14 protein-coding genes and 1 tRNA gene are annotated in these 15,176 nt (G+C 70.7%); 10 read left to right on the top strand and 5 right to left on the bottom strand.

The annotated features are described in order from the left end of the window. Positions 1-31: 31 nt before the first annotated feature. The 4 genes from ACO07H_RS05365 to ampC are packed head-to-tail and all read left to right on the top strand — an operon-like array spanning position 32 to position 4,541. A complete protein-coding gene (locus ACO07H_RS05365) occupies positions 32-433 on the top strand; it encodes a BlaI/MecI/CopY family transcriptional regulator (protein ID WP_422011913.1) in 402 nt (133 codons plus the stop codon). Further along, the gene (locus ACO07H_RS05360; protein WP_422011912.1) at positions 430-2,205 is read left to right on the top strand and encodes a M56 family metallopeptidase; all 1,776 of its coding nucleotides are present in this window, start codon (positions 430-432) and stop codon (positions 2,203-2,205) included. The genes ACO07H_RS05365 and ACO07H_RS05360 overlap by 4 nt, the downstream gene beginning before the upstream one ends. 13 nt (positions 2,206-2,218) lie before the next feature. Then, positions 2,219-3,358 (top strand): FAD-dependent oxidoreductase, encoded by a 1,140-nt coding sequence (locus tag ACO07H_RS05355; protein WP_422011910.1) that lies wholly within the window; start codon positions 2,219-2,221, stop codon positions 3,356-3,358. 31 nt (positions 3,359-3,389) lie between these two features. Beyond that, positions 3,390-4,541 carry a class C beta-lactamase gene (gene ampC / locus ACO07H_RS05350; protein ID WP_422011908.1) on the top strand — a complete coding sequence of 384 codons (1,152 nt, stop codon included), beginning with the start codon at positions 3,390-3,392 and terminating at the stop codon, positions 4,539-4,541. Between the two features lie 33 nt (positions 4,542-4,574). Here the strand turns inward: ampC and ACO07H_RS05345 are convergent, their stop codons facing one another. From ACO07H_RS05345 to mutM, 4 genes are all read right to left on the bottom strand, one after another. Beyond that, positions 4,575-6,383, bottom strand: a complete 1,809-nt coding sequence (locus ACO07H_RS05345; RefSeq protein ID WP_422011906.1) for a methyl-accepting chemotaxis protein — start codon at positions 6,381-6,383, stop codon at positions 4,575-4,577. Positions 6,384-6,465: 82 nt separating this feature from the next. After that, the gene (locus ACO07H_RS05340) at positions 6,466-6,768 is read right to left on the bottom strand and encodes a hypothetical protein (protein ID WP_422011904.1); all 303 of its coding nucleotides are present in this window, start codon (positions 6,766-6,768) and stop codon (positions 6,466-6,468) included. Positions 6,769-6,818: 50 nt separating this feature from the next. Next, a complete protein-coding gene (gene mutY / locus ACO07H_RS05335; RefSeq protein WP_422011902.1) occupies positions 6,819-7,856 on the bottom strand; it encodes an A/G-specific adenine glycosylase in 1,038 nt (345 codons plus the stop codon). Continuing rightward, positions 7,853-8,671, bottom strand: a complete 819-nt coding sequence (mutM, locus tag ACO07H_RS05330) for a bifunctional DNA-formamidopyrimidine glycosylase/DNA-(apurinic or apyrimidinic site) lyase (protein ID WP_422011900.1) — start codon at positions 8,669-8,671, stop codon at positions 7,853-7,855. Before mutM ends, mutY begins: the two co-directional genes overlap by 4 nt. A 40-nt stretch (positions 8,672-8,711) precedes the next feature. Here mutM and ACO07H_RS05325 point away from each other — a divergent pair, with 40 nt between their 5' ends. From ACO07H_RS05325 to ACO07H_RS05300, 6 genes are all read left to right on the top strand, one after another. Beyond that, on the top strand, positions 8,712-10,466 hold the full coding sequence (locus ACO07H_RS05325) for a tetratricopeptide repeat protein (protein ID WP_422011898.1): 1,755 nt from the start codon (positions 8,712-8,714) through the stop codon (positions 10,464-10,466). A 5-nt stretch (positions 10,467-10,471) separates the two neighbouring features. Continuing rightward, positions 10,472-10,990 carry a lipoprotein insertase outer membrane protein LolB gene (locus ACO07H_RS05320; RefSeq protein WP_422011896.1) on the top strand — a complete coding sequence of 173 codons (519 nt, stop codon included), beginning with the start codon at positions 10,472-10,474 and terminating at the stop codon, positions 10,988-10,990. Continuing rightward, the gene (ispE, locus tag ACO07H_RS05315; RefSeq protein ID WP_422011894.1) at positions 10,974-11,879 is read left to right on the top strand and encodes a 4-(cytidine 5'-diphospho)-2-C-methyl-D-erythritol kinase; all 906 of its coding nucleotides are present in this window, start codon (positions 10,974-10,976) and stop codon (positions 11,877-11,879) included. The genes ACO07H_RS05320 and ispE overlap by 17 nt, the downstream gene beginning before the upstream one ends. Positions 11,880-11,919: 40 nt before the next feature. Next, a tRNA-Gln gene (locus ACO07H_RS05310) sits at positions 11,920-11,996 on the top strand. Between the two features lie 68 nt (positions 11,997-12,064). Continuing rightward, complete coding sequence (locus ACO07H_RS05305) at positions 12,065-13,027, top strand: ribose-phosphate pyrophosphokinase (protein ID WP_422011892.1); 963 nt, start codon at positions 12,065-12,067, stop codon at positions 13,025-13,027. A gap of 80 nt (positions 13,028-13,107) precedes the next feature. Then, on the top strand, positions 13,108-13,728 hold the full coding sequence (locus ACO07H_RS05300; protein ID WP_422011890.1) for a 50S ribosomal protein L25/general stress protein Ctc: 621 nt from the start codon (positions 13,108-13,110) through the stop codon (positions 13,726-13,728). 52 nt (positions 13,729-13,780) lie between these two features. Here the strand turns inward: ACO07H_RS05300 and ACO07H_RS05295 are convergent, their stop codons facing one another. Further along, entirely contained in the window at positions 13,781-15,175 is a 1,395-nt protein-coding gene (locus ACO07H_RS05295; RefSeq protein WP_422011888.1) for an efflux transporter outer membrane subunit, read from the bottom strand. Position 15,176: the final 1 nt, after the last annotated feature.

Genomic DNA, 15,176 nt, shown 5'->3' with positions numbered 1-15,176 from the left:
ATTGAGTTCTAGAACGCTTATGCTGAAAAGCATGAGCACCAAGACCCCTGCCCCCACCTCGCGGCCCACGGCCGCCGAGCTGGACCTGCTGCAGGTGCTGTGGCGCCTGGGCCCCGCCGACGCCAAGACCGTGCACGAGGCCCTGCTGCCCGACCGCCCCGACGCCACCTACGCCACCGTGCTGCGCCAGCTGCAGGTGATGCACGGCAAGGGCCTGCTGAGCCGCGACGAGAGCCAGCGCCCGCAGTTGTATGCGCCGGTGCACGCGCAGGACAAGCTGCAGCAGTCGCTGATGAAGGACTTCATCGCCAAGGCGTTTGCCGGCTCCGGCAAGGCGCTGGTGCTGGCGGCGCTGAAGAGCCACGTCAGCGCCAAGGAACGCGCGGAAATTCGCCAATTGCTGGCCAGGAACACCGGAGACGGCACGGCATGAGCCTGGACATCGCGATGAACGCCTGGGGCTGGGCCCTGTTGAATTTCGTCTGGCAAGGCGCGGCGGTCGGTGCCGTGGCGGCGCTGCTGCTGGCCGTGCTGCGCGGCGCGCCCGCCCGCTGGCGCTACGCCGTCTGCGCGCTGGGCCTCGCGCTGTGCCTGGGCCTGCCGCTGTGGCATTGCCTGGACATGGCCAGCCCCGGCGACGGCGGCGAGCTGATCGTCGAGCTGCAGCCGCTGGCCGAGCAGATGCCGGCGCTCGTCACCGCATGGGCGCTGGGCACGGCGCTGATGCTGGCGCGCCTGGCGCTCGGGCTCGTCTGGGTGGGCCGAGCCCGCAGCCGCAGCACGCCGGCACCGGCCGAATGGCAGGCGCGGCTGGACGCGCTGGCGCGCCGGCTGGGCCTGCGCCGCCCGGTCAGCCTGCGCCTGCTGCCCGAGCTGGCCGGGCCCATCGCGCTGGGCATGCTCAAGCCCTGCGTGCTGCTGCCCGCCGCGCTGCTGACCCGGCTACCGGTGGACCTGCTGGAGGCACTGCTGGCCCACGAGCTGGCGCACGTGCGCCGCTGGGACTACCTCGCCAACCTGCTGCAGAGCGCGGTGGAGGCGCTGTTGTTCTTCCACCCGGTCGTCTGGTGGCTGTCGGCGCGCCTGCGCGCCGAGCGCGAGCTGGTGGCCGACGAGATCTCGGCGGTACTGCTGGGCGACAAGGACGGCGGCGGGCGCCGCATGGCCGTCGCGCTGCACGCGTTGGCCGAGCTGGACCAGGACGGCACGTCGCCCAGGCTGGCACCAGCAGCCCGCGGCGGCGACCTGCTTGTGCGCATCGAGCGCCTGCTCGCACCACGCCCGCAGGCCACGGGCTGGAAGCTGGCCCTGCCGGCGCTGCTGATCGCCGCGACCAGCTTCGTCGTGCAGGCCAAGGCGCGCAATGCGCCTGAGGCGCCTCCACCAACTGTGACCGCCGTGACGGCGGCGCCGGCCGCCCAGCCCGGCATCACGCCCGACAGCGCGGCCGCCCAGGTGCTGCGCCTGCCCGTGAACGCCAAGCATGTGCTGGTCGTGGACGACATCACGGGCCGCGTGCTGATGGCGCGCGACGCCGACACCGTGGTGCCCATCGCGTCGCTGACCAAGCTGCTGACCGCCATGGTGGTGCTGGACGCCAAGCTCGACCCCAAGGAAAAGCTGCGCATCTCCAGTGACGACGTGGACACGCTCAAGCACAGCCGCTCGCGGGTGCGCGTGGGCACGCAGATGACGCGCCAGGCCGCGCTGGAGATGGCGCTGATGGAGTCCGAGAACCGCGCCGCCTTCGCGCTGGCCCGCACCTACCCGGGCGGCGAGGCGGGCTTCGCCAAGGCCATGCAGGCCAAGATCCGCACGCTGGGCCTGCGCCGCACGTCCATCACCGACCCCACGGGGCTGTCGCCGGCCAACACGTCCACCGCCAGCGAGATGGCCACCATCACCGCAGCCGCCGCGCGCTACGGCGAGATCGAGCGCATCACCAGCGTCAAGAAGGCCAAGGTGCCGGTGGACGGCCGCACGCGCGAGCTGCACAACACCAACCGGCTGGTGGGTGCCAAGGGCTGGGACATCCGCGTCTCCAAGACCGGCTACACCGAGGAAGCGGGCCGCTGCCTGGCGATGCGCATGATGAACGGCAAGCGCCCTGTCACCGTCGTGCTGCTGGATGCCGACGGCTCCGCCAACCGGCTTCGCGATGCGGCGCTGATCCGCAAGTCCCTGCTGTCCCGCCACCCGGCCTGACCCGGAGAGTTCCATGCAACGACGCCATCTGCTGATGGCGGGCAGCGCCACGCTCGCGCTGCCCGTCCAATCACCCGTCCACGCCCTCGACTTCGTCGCGCCACACGCGCCAGCCGCGATACGCGCGAGTGCGGACCGCCTGATCGACATCGTCGTGGGCATACGCCCTTTCCGCGCGCTGGGGCCGCGCATCGAGGCCGAGCGCATCGCCGGCAAAACGGTGGTGCACCACTACGGCCACGGCGGCAGCGGCTGGTCGCTGTCCTGGGGCTCGGCGCAGCGGACGCTCGCGCTGGTGCAGGCCGGCGGCGCCAGGCCCGGCGAGCGCATCGCCGTCATCGGCTGCGGCGCCATCGGCCTGACGACGGCGCGCACGGCGCAGCAGGCCGGCTACAAGGTGCGCCTGTACGCCAAGGACCGCCCGCCGCGCGTGCACTCCTGCGCCGCCACGGGGTTGTGGACGCCGGAGTCGCGCATCGTCGCCAGCGCGCATGCGGACGGGGTCTGGACCGCCGGCTGGGAGGCCATGGCGCGCGCCTCGTTCAAGGTGCACCAGAGCTACCTGGGCCTGCCCTCGGGGCCGGTCGAATGGCATGACGGCTATGTCGTGTCGGACGACGGCTTCGACACGCCGCTGCATGGCCACGACGACGAGCCCGACTACCCCGACATCGGCGACCGCATCGCCGACCTGCGTCCACGCGGCAAGGCGCTGGCGCCGGGGGAGCACCCGTTTCGCGTCGCCCACGCCCGCCGTTTCACGCAGCTCGTCTTCAACATCCCGGCCTACCAGCGCCTGCTGCTGGAGGATTTCGCCCGCGACGGTGGCGAGCTGGTGCAGCGCGAGTTCCGCGCGCCCCGCGAGTTCGCAAGGCTGCCCGAGAAGCTGATCGTCAACTGCACCGGCGATGGCGCCCGCACACTGCTGGCCGACAAGACCTTGACTCCCGTGCGCGGCCAGACGGCGCGGCTGATCCCGCAGCCCGAGGTGGACTACGCGCTGATCTACCGTGGGCAGAACGTGGTCGTCGTGCCGCGCCGCGACGGACTGCTGGTGCAGGCCATGGGCGAGCACGATTTCGGCAGCACCGACCTCACACCGGACCGCGCGCTGTCCGAGGCCGCCGTGCAGCGGCTGGCCGCACTGTTCTGAGAAAAGGGACAAAGATGACAAAGGGCCCCACATGCACCGCTTGACCCGCGCCGGCCTCGTCATCTGCGCCTGCCTTGGCGCCACCGCGGCGCATGCCGTGGATGAAGCCCGCATCCGCGCCGCCGTCGATGACGCGATCCGTCCCTTGATGTCGCGCCACGACATTCCCGGCATGGCCGTGGCCTTGACCGTGGACGGCCGGGCCTACGTCTTCAACTTCGGCGTCACCGCAGTGCAAGGCCGGGCGCCCGTCACGGACACCACGCTGTTCGAAGTGGGCTCCGTGACCAAGACCTTGACCGCCACGCTGGCCGCCTACGCGGCGAGCACCGGCAAGCTGTCCATGAGCGACCACCCCAGCCGCTACCTGCCTGAGCTGAAGGGCACCGCCATCGACAAGGCCACGGTGCTGCACCTGGCCACCTACACCGCCGGCGGCCTGCCGCTGCAGTTCCCGGACACGGTGGCAGGCGACACGGCGACGCTCGCCTACTTTCGCCACTGGCGGCCGACGGCCGCGCCGGGTGCCGTGCGCAGCTATTCCAACCCGAGCCTGGGCCTGCTGGGGCTCGTCACGGCCAAAGCCCTCGGCCAGGACTTCGCGCAGGCGATGCAGACCCAGCTGTTTCCTGCGTTCAGCATGGCCCACAGCCACGTCCGCATGCCCGAGGCGGCGATGCAGGACTACGCCTGGGGCCATCGGGACGGCCGGCAGGTGCGCATGCAGCCGGGGCCGCTCGCCGAGCCGACCTACGGCGTGCGGACGACCGCCTCTGACCTGCTGCGCTTCGTGCAGGCCAACTTGGCGCCGGGCTCGCTGGCGCCAGCGATGCGCCGCGCCGTGGAGGCCACGCAGGCCGGGCATTTCAGGTCAGGGTTGCTCGTCCAAGGCCTGGGATGGGAGCAGTACCCCTACCCCGTGTCTCGCGAATGGCTGCTGGGCGGCAATGCGGAGGAAATGGTCATGCAGGCCCAGCCCGCGCAACGGCTGCCCGGCGCGACGGCGCACGGACCTCGCCTCTTCAACAAGACGGGCTCGACCGGCGGCTTCGGCGCCTATCTGGCGTTCGTGCCCTCGCAACGGGTGGGCCTGGTCATGCTGGCGAATCGCAACTACCCGATTCCGGCGCGGGTCGAGGCGGCCTGGTCCATCCTGCAGGCCGTGACCGAGGCCGCCGACTGACGCCTGCGCCCGGCCTGCCAGGGCGGCTTGCCGTCAGAAGGTTTCCCAGTCGCCCTCCGCCGCGCTGCTGCCCGCTGCGGCAGCCACGGGCCTGGGCGCCGCGGCGGGCTTGACCACGGGCGCGGGCGCTGCCTTGGCCACAGAGCGGGCGACAGGCCTGGCGGCGGGCTTGGCAGCCGGCGTCGCGGGCGTCTTCGGTACAGACTTCGGCGAGGCCGGTCTGGGCGCCGTGGCGGCAGGCCGGGGCACCGGCTTGGCCAAGGGGCGTGCCGCCGCGCCCGAGTCCACCCGGAAGGCCGCGACGGCCTCGTTGAGCTTGTCGGCCTGCTGGCGCATGCTCTCCGCGGCGGCGGCGGTCTGCTCCACCAGCGCGGCGTTCTGCTGCGTCGCCTGGTCGAGCTGGCTGACGGCCGCGTTGATCTGCGTGACGCCCTCGGACTGCTCGCGGCTGGACACGGTGATCTCGCCAACCAGGTCCGTCACCTTGCGCACCTCGGTCACCATCTGGGCGATGGTCTCGCGCGCGGCCAGCACCTGCGTGCTGCCGCTCTCGACCTTGGTGACGCTGTCGCCGATGAGCGCCTTGATCTCCTTGGCCGCTTCGGCGCTGCGCTGCGCGAGGCTGCGCACCTCGCCGGCCACGACCGCGAAGCCGCGGCCCTGTTCGCCCGCGCGGGCCGCCTCCACCGCGGCGTTCAACGCCAGGATGTTGGTCTGGAAGGCGATGCCGTCGATGGTGCCGATGATGTCGGAGATCTTGCGGCTGGAGGCCGAGATGGCGTCCATCGTCTTGACCACCTCGCCGACCGCCACACCGCCGGCCTGCGCGACTTCGGACGCATGGTTGGCCAGTTGGTCGGCCTGGTGGGCGTTGTCGGCATTGGCCTTGATCTGCGCGGCCATCTGCTCGACGGAGGCCGCCGTCTCTTCCAGGTTGGATGCCTGGCTCTCGGTGCGGGCGGACAGGTCACCGTTGCCCTGCGCGATCTCGGCGGCCGCCACGTTGATCTGCTCGCAGCCGGTGCGCACGCCGGACACCATGCGCGCAAGGTTCTGCGTCATCTCGTCCAGCATGGTCAGCAGTTGGCCCAGCTCGTCGCGAGAGTTGCCGGTGACGCGTTGCGTCAGGTCGCCGGCGGCCACGGCGCGCACCGATTCGGACGCGCGCCTGAGCGGGCCGACGATGGAGCGCGTGATCGTCAGCGCGGCCACGATGCCGATGGCCAGCGCTACCAGCGTCGCGATCGCGAACACCCACAGCACGCGCCTGTAGGCCGCCACGGCGGACTGGGTCGTGTTGGCGGCCAGCTTCTCGTTGTAGTCCCACCACTTGCTGGTGTCGTCACGCAGCGCGTTGAACGCCGTCAGCATGGGGCCGAACAGCATCTCGCGCGCGGCGGTGCCCTGCGTCGGGTCGGAGGCGCTGTCGTCGGACGCCTTCAGCAACTTGTCCCCGTAGGCCAGGTAGGCCAGCGTCTGCTCTCTCACCGTCTTCAACAAGGCCCGGTCGGTGTCGTCGGACACCAAGGGTTCGTAGGCCTTGAGGCTCTTCATCACGCCGTCGCGGGCCTTGGCGATGCGGGCCGCGAGGGCCTTCTTCTCCTTGTCGTCGTCGGTCAGCACATGCTGGGATTCCAGGCGGCGCGCCTCGGCCAGGTTGGCGTCGATCTGGTGCACCACGCGCAGCGAGGGCAGGATGTCCTCGGGGTAGTACTCGGCGTAGCTGTTGATCTGGTGCGCCTGCAGTGCGCCGACGCCGGCCATCGCGAGCATCAGCGCCAGCAGCACCGCAAAGGCAAGCGCCAGACGCGCCCCGACGCGCAGGTTCTTCAGTGCATCCACGGCAGTCCCCTCTTGTAGTGCGGGGACTTTGCCCGTTTCGCCACGGGCAGGCAATGCGCCGCCAGGCGCAGAGCGTGAATAGTCAGCTTTCCGGCGCGTCCGCTTCGCTGAGCAGCAGCGCCAGCAGCACGGCGGTGCCAATGGGCCACAGCAGGACCACCGCGCCGAACCATGGCCAGAACGACCGCCCGCTGCGGCGCACGAGCTGCATCACGAAGACGCAGTGCATGGACGTCGCCACGACCAGCCCCAGGCCCGCCAGCACCAGCAGGCCCGCGGGCGGGTCGCCGTCCTGCGCGTGGCCGATGATCTGCCACAGGCAGAAGCCGGCCACCACCAGCGTGATCAGCGCGTACTCGATGCCGCTCTTGATGTGGGGCTTCATGTCGGCACCGGCAGGCCAGTGGCGACGACGAGCGCGGGGAGCACCTTCATTCAGCTTTCCTCGATCAGTTTCTTGAGCGGCGCAGGCAGCGCATAGGCGCCCAGTGTCTCCCGGGCGACCCACGTGCCGCCGGGCGAGGCGGCATCGCCCACCTCGGCACGCAGCGTGTGCAGCACCCAGTCGAAATGCGTCAACGCATGCTGCAGGCGCGGCAGCGTCTCCAGCGCGACGCCGGGCAGCGCGGCGCGCGCGGCGCCTTCGTCGTCGAACATGGGCAGCGTCCACAAGCCCGCCCAAACGCCTGTGGCGGGGCGCTGCTGCAGCAACACCTGGCCCTGCCGCTCCAGCCACAGCCACCAGTTCTCGCGCCGGCCGCGCTTGAGCTTGCGGGTCTTGACGGGGTAGCGCGTCGGGTCGCCCGCATGCTGCGCGCGGCACATGGGCTGGACGGGGCACTGCAGGCAGTCGGGCGAACGCGCGGTGCAGACCGTGGCGCCGAGGTCCATCAACCCTTGCGTGTAGCGGTCCACGTCCTGCCCGGGCAGCAGCTCGGTGGCATGGTTCCACAGGCGCTTCTCGGCCGCGCTGCTGGCGAGGTCGCCGTCGAAGGCCAGCACGCGGCCGAGCACGCGCTTCACGTTGCCGTCCAGGATGGCCACGCGCTCGCCGAAGCAGAACGCCGCGATGGCCGCCGCGGTGGAGCGGCCGATGCCGGGCAGCGTCTGCAGCGCGGCGGCCGTGGGCGGGAACTCGCCGCCATGCAGCTCGGCCACCGCCTTGGCACAGGCGTGCAGGTTGCGCGCCCGGCTGTAGTAGCCCAGGCCCGCCCACTGCGCCAGCACCTCGTCCAGCGTCGCCGCGGCCAGGTCGGTGACGCGCGGCCAGCGCGCCAGGAAGCGTTCGTAGTAGCCCAGCACCGTGACCACCTGCGTCTGCTGCAGCATGATTTCCGACAGCCAGACGCGGTAAGGGTCGCGCGTGTTCTGCCACGGCAGCGTGTGGCGGCCGTGGCGGCGCTGCCAGGCGACGAGGGTCGTGGCGAAGTCGGCGAAGTCGGCGAGATCGGCCGCCGGCGCCGGTGGCGTCATCGTCTCTGGCATTGCGGGCAGAAGAAGGTGGAGCGCGCGCCCTGCACGATGCGCCGGATGGCCGTGCCGCAGACCCGGCAGGCCTGGCCCTCGCGGCCGTAGACCTGGGCCTGCATCTGGAAGCTGCCCGCCACGCCGTGCGCATCGCGGAAGTCGCGCAGCGTCGTGCCACCGGCCGCCAGCGCGTTGCCCAGCACGGTGCGCACGGCGACAGCGAGCCTGTCCGCCCGCGGGCGGCTCAGCTTGCCAGCCGGCAGGCGCGGGTCGATGCCGGCCATGAACAGCGCCTCGCAGGCGTAGATGTTGCCGGCGCCCACGACGATGTCCCCGGCCAGCAGCGCCTGCTTGATGGCCACGCGCCGGCCGCTCAAGGCGGCATGCAGGTGCGGGCCGTCGAAGCGCTCGTCGAAGGGCTCCAGGCCCAGGCCGGCCAGCAGCGTCGCCACGGGTTCCGCGTCCAGCGCCGCGCCCCAGACGACCGCACCGAAGCGGCGCGGGTCGGTCAGCCGCAGCAGGCCGCGGTCGGTGTGCAGGTCGAAATGGTCGTGCGCGCCGGGTGCCGGCGTCGCGTCCAGGAAGGCCAGCGAGCCGGACATGCCCAGGTGCATCAGCAGGCCGCCGCGCTCGTGAAGCGGAAGCCACAAATATTTACCACGCCGTTGCACGTCGCCGACGAGGCCGCCGAGCAGGGTTTCGGGGTCCACGCCGATGGGCCAGCGCAGCGGTTTTCCCAGGCGCAGGCCGGTCACCCGGGCTCCGTGGATGGCACTCGCAAAGCTGCGGCGCGTGACTTCGACTTCGGGCAACTCGGGCATGAGACGGAAATCATAATCAGCGCCTGCATCTGGAGTCCGAATGCCTCTGTCTTCCCGCCGCGCCCGCCGGGCCATCGTGGCCGCCACCCTGGTCACTGCCGGCCTTCAAGCCCACGCCCAGACCACCGAGGCGCCCACGTCCATCATCGAGACGCCCACCAACTCGGCGATGGATGCGCCGCTGTTCTACCAACTGCTGATCGGCGAGCTGGAGCTGCAGAACGGCCAGGCCGGCGTGGCCTTCCAGGTGCTGCTGGACGCCGCGCGCCGCACCAGCGATGAAGCGCTGTTCAAGCGCGTGATCAACATCGCCGTGCAGGCCCGTGCGGGCGACCAGGCCTTGATGGCCGCGCGCGCCTGGGCCGAGACCGTACCGACTTCGGTCGACGCGGGCCAGTCCGTCGTGCAACTGCTTTCGCTGCTGAACCGGCCCGCCGAGGCCCGCGAGCCGCTGGCGAACCTGCTGCGCATCGCGTCCGACGCGCAGCGCCCCGGCCTCATGCTGGCGCTGCCCCGCCTGTTCCAGCGTTCGCCCGACCCCAAGAGCGTGCTCGCCGCCTTCGCCCCGGTGCTGCAGGCCCAGACCGGCAACATGAAGCCGGTGGCGATGTACACCGAGGCGCGGCTGGCGATCAACGCGGGCGACAACGCCCGCGCGCTGGCGCTGACCCGCGACCTGGCCGAGGCGCTGCCCGACAGCGACGACGCGATGCAGCTCGCCGTCGACCTGCTGCCCGTCGCGCCGCAGGCCGAGATCCTCATCACCACGCGCCTGCAGCAAAAGCCCGACCAGCATGCGCTGCGCCAGGCCTACGGCCGGGCGCTCGTCAAGGCCCAGCGCCCGGCCGACGCGGCACGCGAGTTCCGGCTGCTGACCGAGTACACGCCCGACAACCCGGCGGCCTGGCTGGCGCTGGGCGCCATCGAGCTGGAGCTCAAGCACCCGGCCGCCAGTGAAACGGCGCTGCGCGAGGCGCTCAAGCGCCTGGACACGCCGGCCGCCGGCAGCGATGCCGAGATCAAGGCCCGCGCCGAGGGCCGCCAGCAGGCCTGGCTGATGCTGTCGCAGGCGGCCGAGCAGCGCGGCGACCTGAAGGCGGCCGAGGCGGCGCTGCAGAAGGTGGACAGCAGCGCGCTGGAGGTGCAGTACCGCCGCGCCAGCCTGCTGGCTCGCCAGGGCAAGCTCGCCGACGCGCGCAAGCTGCTGCGCCCGGCCGCTGACGCGAGCGACGCCGACGTGCGCGCGCTGCTGCTGGCCGAGGCCCAGCTGCTGCGCGACCAGCGCGACTTCGCCGGCTCGCTGGCCGTGCTGACGACCGCGACGGAGCGCTTCGCCAACGACCCCGACCTGACCTACGAGCAGGCCATGATGGCCGAGAAGGTGGGCAAGTTCGACGTCATGGAGACGCTGCTGCGCAAGGTCATCGAGCTCAAGCCCGACTACCACCACGCCTACAACGCGCTGGGCTATTCGCTGGCCGAGCGCAACCAGCGCCTGCCCGAGGCCAAGCAGCTCATCGAGCGCGCGCTGCAGCTCGCGCCGGGCGAGCCCTTCCTCGTCGACAGCCTGGGCTGGGTGGAGTTCCGCCTGGGCAACCTGCCCGAAGCCGCCAAGCTGCTGCGCCAGGCCCACGGCGGCCGGCCCGACGCCGAGATCGCGGCCCACCTGGGCGAGGTGCTGTGGGCCAGCGGCGAGCAGGACGAGGCGCGCCGGGTCTGGCAGGAAGCCGACAAGCGCGACCCGAAGAACGAGGCGCTGCGCGAGACGCTGGACCGGCTGAAGGTCAAGCTGTGAGGTGGGTGGCACTGGTCCTCGCGATGGCCCTGTCGGGCTGCGCGCAACTGCCGAAGGCTCCGCGCGCGACGACCACGGAAGCCCGTCTCAGCGGCCGCATCAGCGTGACCGTGGCCGGCGACGTGCACAACCGCGGCACCGGCGGCGCAGCCAGCTTCGAGCTGTTCGGCGGCCCCGAGGCTGGCCGGCTGGAGCTGACCTCGCCGCTGGGTGCGCTGGTGGCCCGCGCGAGCTGGCAGCCCGGCATGGTGACGATGCAGACGCCGGGCGACGAGCGCCGTTTCGCCGACCTCGATGCGCTGACGCGCGAACTGCTCGGCGAGCCGGTGCCCGTGGCGGCGCTGTTCGACTGGCTCAGCGCGCGCCCCTGGCCGGCCGTGCCGCACCAGCAGACCGCCAGCGGCTTCGAGCAGCTGGGCTGGCGCATCGAGCCCCGGCTGCCCTCGCTGGTGGCCACGCGGCTGGCCCCGCCCACCGTGACGCTGCGCGCCAGGCTGGATGGAGGCGATGAAGGCGCTCCATGACCTGGCCGCACCGGCCAAGCTGAACCTGTTCCTGCATGTCGTCGGCAAGCGGGCCGACGGCTACCACCTGCTGCAGTCGGTCTTCGTGCTGGTGGACTGGGCGGACACGCTGCATGTCGAGGTTCGCGCCGACGGCAAGCTTGCCCGCCACGACGTGCTGGGTGGCGCTCATCGGCATGACCTACCCGCCGACGATCTCTGCCTGCGCGCCGCACGGCTGCTGCAATCTGAAACCGGCTGCACGCGAGGCGCCGACATCCACCTCGAAAAGCGCCTGCCCGCCGGTGCCGGCATGGGCGGCGGCTCGTCCGACGCGGCCACCACGCTGCTCGCGCTGAACCGGCTGTGGGACCTGCGCCTGCCGCTCGCGCGGCTCATGGCGCTGGGCCTGACGCTGGGCGCCGACGTGCCGTTCTTCCTCGGCGGCGGGCCGGCCTTCGTGGAGGGCATCGGCGAAATCCTGCACCCCGTGGACCTGCCGGAGCAGCGCTTTGCCGTGCTCAAAGGACCGGCCGGACTGGCGACCAAGGACATCTTTTCAAGCCCTCTCTTGGCAAGGTCCGAAAACCTGGCTATAGTCGCGGGCTTTCCCGCCCTGGCTGGAACTGCAGAAAACCTGGTGAACGGCTTTGGTCACAATGACCTCCAGCCCGCCGCCGAAGGAATCAGCAGTGACGTGCGAGATGCGTTGGCCCAGTTGTCCGGAGTTTTCGGCAACGCCCGGATGACGGGTTCTGGTGCTGCCGTGTTTTCGGTACTCGCCGGGGATGGAAGAAATGGCAAGGACGACCAGTCCCTGGCGACATTGCTTCAGGCCAGGCCTGAGGGGTGGACCGGTCGAATCTGCCGCAGCTTGGCTCGACACCCGCTCGCGGGCTGGGCCGACTGAGAAGGTTTATGGGGTTCGGCCGCTCGGCCGGGTCCTGTGTAGGGGAGTCGCCAAGTTGGTCAAGGCATCGGATTTTGATTCCGACATGCGAGGGTTCGAGTCCTTCCTCCCCTGCCAGATTTTTTCCGTACTTCGCTGAACCGGCTCGGCGCTCAGCGAGCCACTGACTTCCCCAGAGGCTCCCAGTGCTGCTCAACACGGTTCTCTTCACCGGCAACGCGAACCCGGTCCTCTCCCAGGAAATCGCCACCCACCTCGGGCTTGAGCTCGGCAAGGCCGTGGTCGGCCGTTTCTCGGATGGCGAGGTGACCGTCGAGATCCAGCAGAACGTCCGCGCCCGTGACGTCTTCGTCGTGCAGCCCACCTGCGCACCGACGAACGAGAACCTGATGGAGCTGCTGATCATGGTCGACGCGCTCAAGCGCGCCAGCGCCCGCCGCATCACGGCCGTGATCCCCTACTACGGCTACGCCCGCCAGGACCGCCGCCCGCGTTCCACCCGCGTGCCCATCTCGGCCAAGGTCGTTGCCAACTGCCTTGAGACGGTCGGCGTCGAGCGCGTGCTGACGATGGACCTGCATGCCGACCAGATCCAGGGCTTCTTCAACATCCCGGTCGACAACATCTACGCGTCGCCCGTGCTGCTGTCGGACCTGAAGAGCCGCAACTACCAGGACCTCGTCGTCGTCAGCCCCGACGTCGGCGGCGTCGTGCGCGCCCGTGCCCTGGCCAAGCAGCTGGGCTGCGACCTGGCCATCATCGACAAGCGCCGCCCTGCCGCCAACGTGTCCGAGGTGATGCACGTCATCGGCGAGATCGACGGCCGCAACTGCGTCATCATGGACGACATGATCGACACCGCCGGCACGCTGGTGAAGGCCGCCGAGGTGCTCAAGGCGCGCGGCGCCAAGAGCGTGTTCGCCTACTGCACCCACCCCATCCTGTCGGGCCCGGCCATCGAGCGCATCGCCGGCTCGCAGCTCGACGAAGTCGTCATCACCAACACCATTCCGCTGACCGACGCGGCCAAGGCCTGCAAGAAGATCCGCCAGCTGTCGGTGGCCTTCCTGTTCGCCGAGACCATCCGCCGCATTTCCGACGGCGAGTCGGTCACCTCCCTCTTTTCGGAACAGAACAACAACTTCTGATCCGGATTCCGCCGCGGTCGCAAGACCGCATTTCCAACGGCGCCTGGTCGCGGGTGCCGTTTCTCTTTTTGGAGAAAACCATGAAGTTCGTCGCTTTTGAGCGCAAGCTGCAGGGGACCGGAGCGAGCCGCCGCCTGCGAGTCGCCGGCAAGGTGCCCGGTATCGTTTATGGCGCTGGTGAGCCCGCACTGATCGAAGTCGATCACAACGCGCTGTACCACGCCCTCAAGAAGGAAGCCTTCCACAGCTCCCTGCTGGACATGGAGCTGAACGGCGCCGTGACGCAGGTTCTGCTGCGTGACTTCCAGATGCACCCCTACAAGCCGCAAGTCCAGCACATCGACTTCCAGCGCGTGGACGGCACCACCAAGATCACGAAGAAGGTGCCGCTGCACTTCGTCGGTGAAGAGAACTCCGTGGCCGTGAAGACCGACAAGAACACGGTCAACCACGTCATCACCGAGCTGGAAATCACCTGCCTGGCCCAGCAGCTGCCCGAGTTCATCGAGGTGGACCTGTCCGGCCTGACCGCCGGTCACTCGCTGCACGTCAACGACATCAAGCTGCCTGCAGGCGTCAAGGTCGTCACGCACGGCAAGCCCAACCCCGTCATCGCGACGCCGGTGGCGCCTGCTGCCGAAGAAGTCATCGTCGTTGCCGCCCCGGTGGCCGACGACGGCAAGAAGAAGAAGAAGAAGTAATTCTTCCGCTGGCTTCACGCCGACGACGAAGGGCTCCGCAAGGAGCCCTTTTTCATGGCGTGCCGGCCGGGGGCAGCCGCCCGCCCAGGTTCTTCAGCAGCAGGCTGGCCGCTGCGAGCTGGCGGTTGCGCGACGAGATCACGTTGGCCTCGGCCGACAGCAGCGCGGTCTGCGCCGTGCTGACGTTCAGGTAGCTGACCGTGCCGGCACGGTACTGCGCCATGACGATGTCCAGGTTCTGCTGGGCGGCCTCGTAGGCGTCGCGCTGCAGCGCCAGCGAGACGCCGGACTCGGCCAGCAGCACGAGGTTGTCCTCGACCTCCTGGAAGGCCGTCAGCACCGCCTGGCGGTAGTTGGCTGTCGCCACGTCGGCCGATGCGCGCGCCTGGTCGCTGGCGAGCCGGCGCTGGCCGCCGTCCAGGATGGGTGCGGCCACCGCCGCGCCGATGGACCACAGCAGGTTGGGCGCCGACACGAGGTTGGACCAGGACGCGCCGCGGTAGCCGCCGCTGGCCGACAGGCTCAACGACGGGAAGAAGGCCGCGTCGGCAATGCCGATCTGCGCATACGCCGCCACCTGGCGGGCCCGCGCCGCCGCAATGTCCGGCCGCTGGGCCAGCACGGTGGACGGCACCAGGCTGGGCACCGGCGGCAGCTCCGGCAGCCGGGCGCTGGGCGGCAGCTCCAACTGCGCCGGCGGCTTGCCGAGCTGCGCCGCGATCGCATGTTCGAGCTGGGCGCGCTGCGCGCGGGCGTCGCTGAGCTGGGACTGCACGCTGCGCAGCTGCGTGCGCGCCTGCAGCACGTCCGACTGCGCGGCGACGCCGCTCGTGTAGCGCACTTGCGTGAGGTCCAGCGCGCGCTGGTTGGCGGCTTCCGTGCGCACCAGCAACGCCTGCTGGGCCTCGGCGGCGCGCAGCGAGAAGTAGCTCTGCGTCAGCGTCGCCTGGGCCGACAGGCGCAGCGCCGCGAGGTCGGCCTCGCTGGCCCGGTAGCTGGCGCCCGCGGCCTTGATGCCTTGCGACAGGCGCCCCCACAGGTCCAGCTCCCAACCGGCGTTGGCCGTCAGCGAGTTCGCCGTCGAGATGCTGCGATTGCCGTTGTTCTCGCTGGCCGAACGCGTGGTGCCGGCGCCCAGCGACAGCGTGGGCCAGATGGCCGCGCTGCTGGCCTGCAGCACCGCGCGCGCCGATGCGACCTGCGCGAGCGCCGCGGCGAGGTTCTGGTTGCCGACGACCAGGTCGGCCTGCAGGCCGTCCAGCACCGGGTCGCGGAACATCGTCCACCAGGCCTCGGGCACGGCCACGTCGGCAGGCACGCGCTGCCAGTCGGTGGAGCCCTTGAAGCTCGCGGGGGGCGGGTTGTCGGCGGGCGGGTGCTGCGAAGTCACGGCGCAGCCGGCAAGCAGCAGGGCCAGCGTCAGCGGGGCGAGCGAAGTCTTGGGCATG

Source organism: Roseateles sp. (assembly GCF_965229315.1).
In the GTDB taxonomy this organism is placed as follows: Bacteria; Pseudomonadota; Gammaproteobacteria; order Burkholderiales; family Burkholderiaceae_C; genus Pelomonas.
Note: the sequence above shows the minus strand (reverse complement) of the source record. Positions and strands in the feature narration are given on the sequence as shown.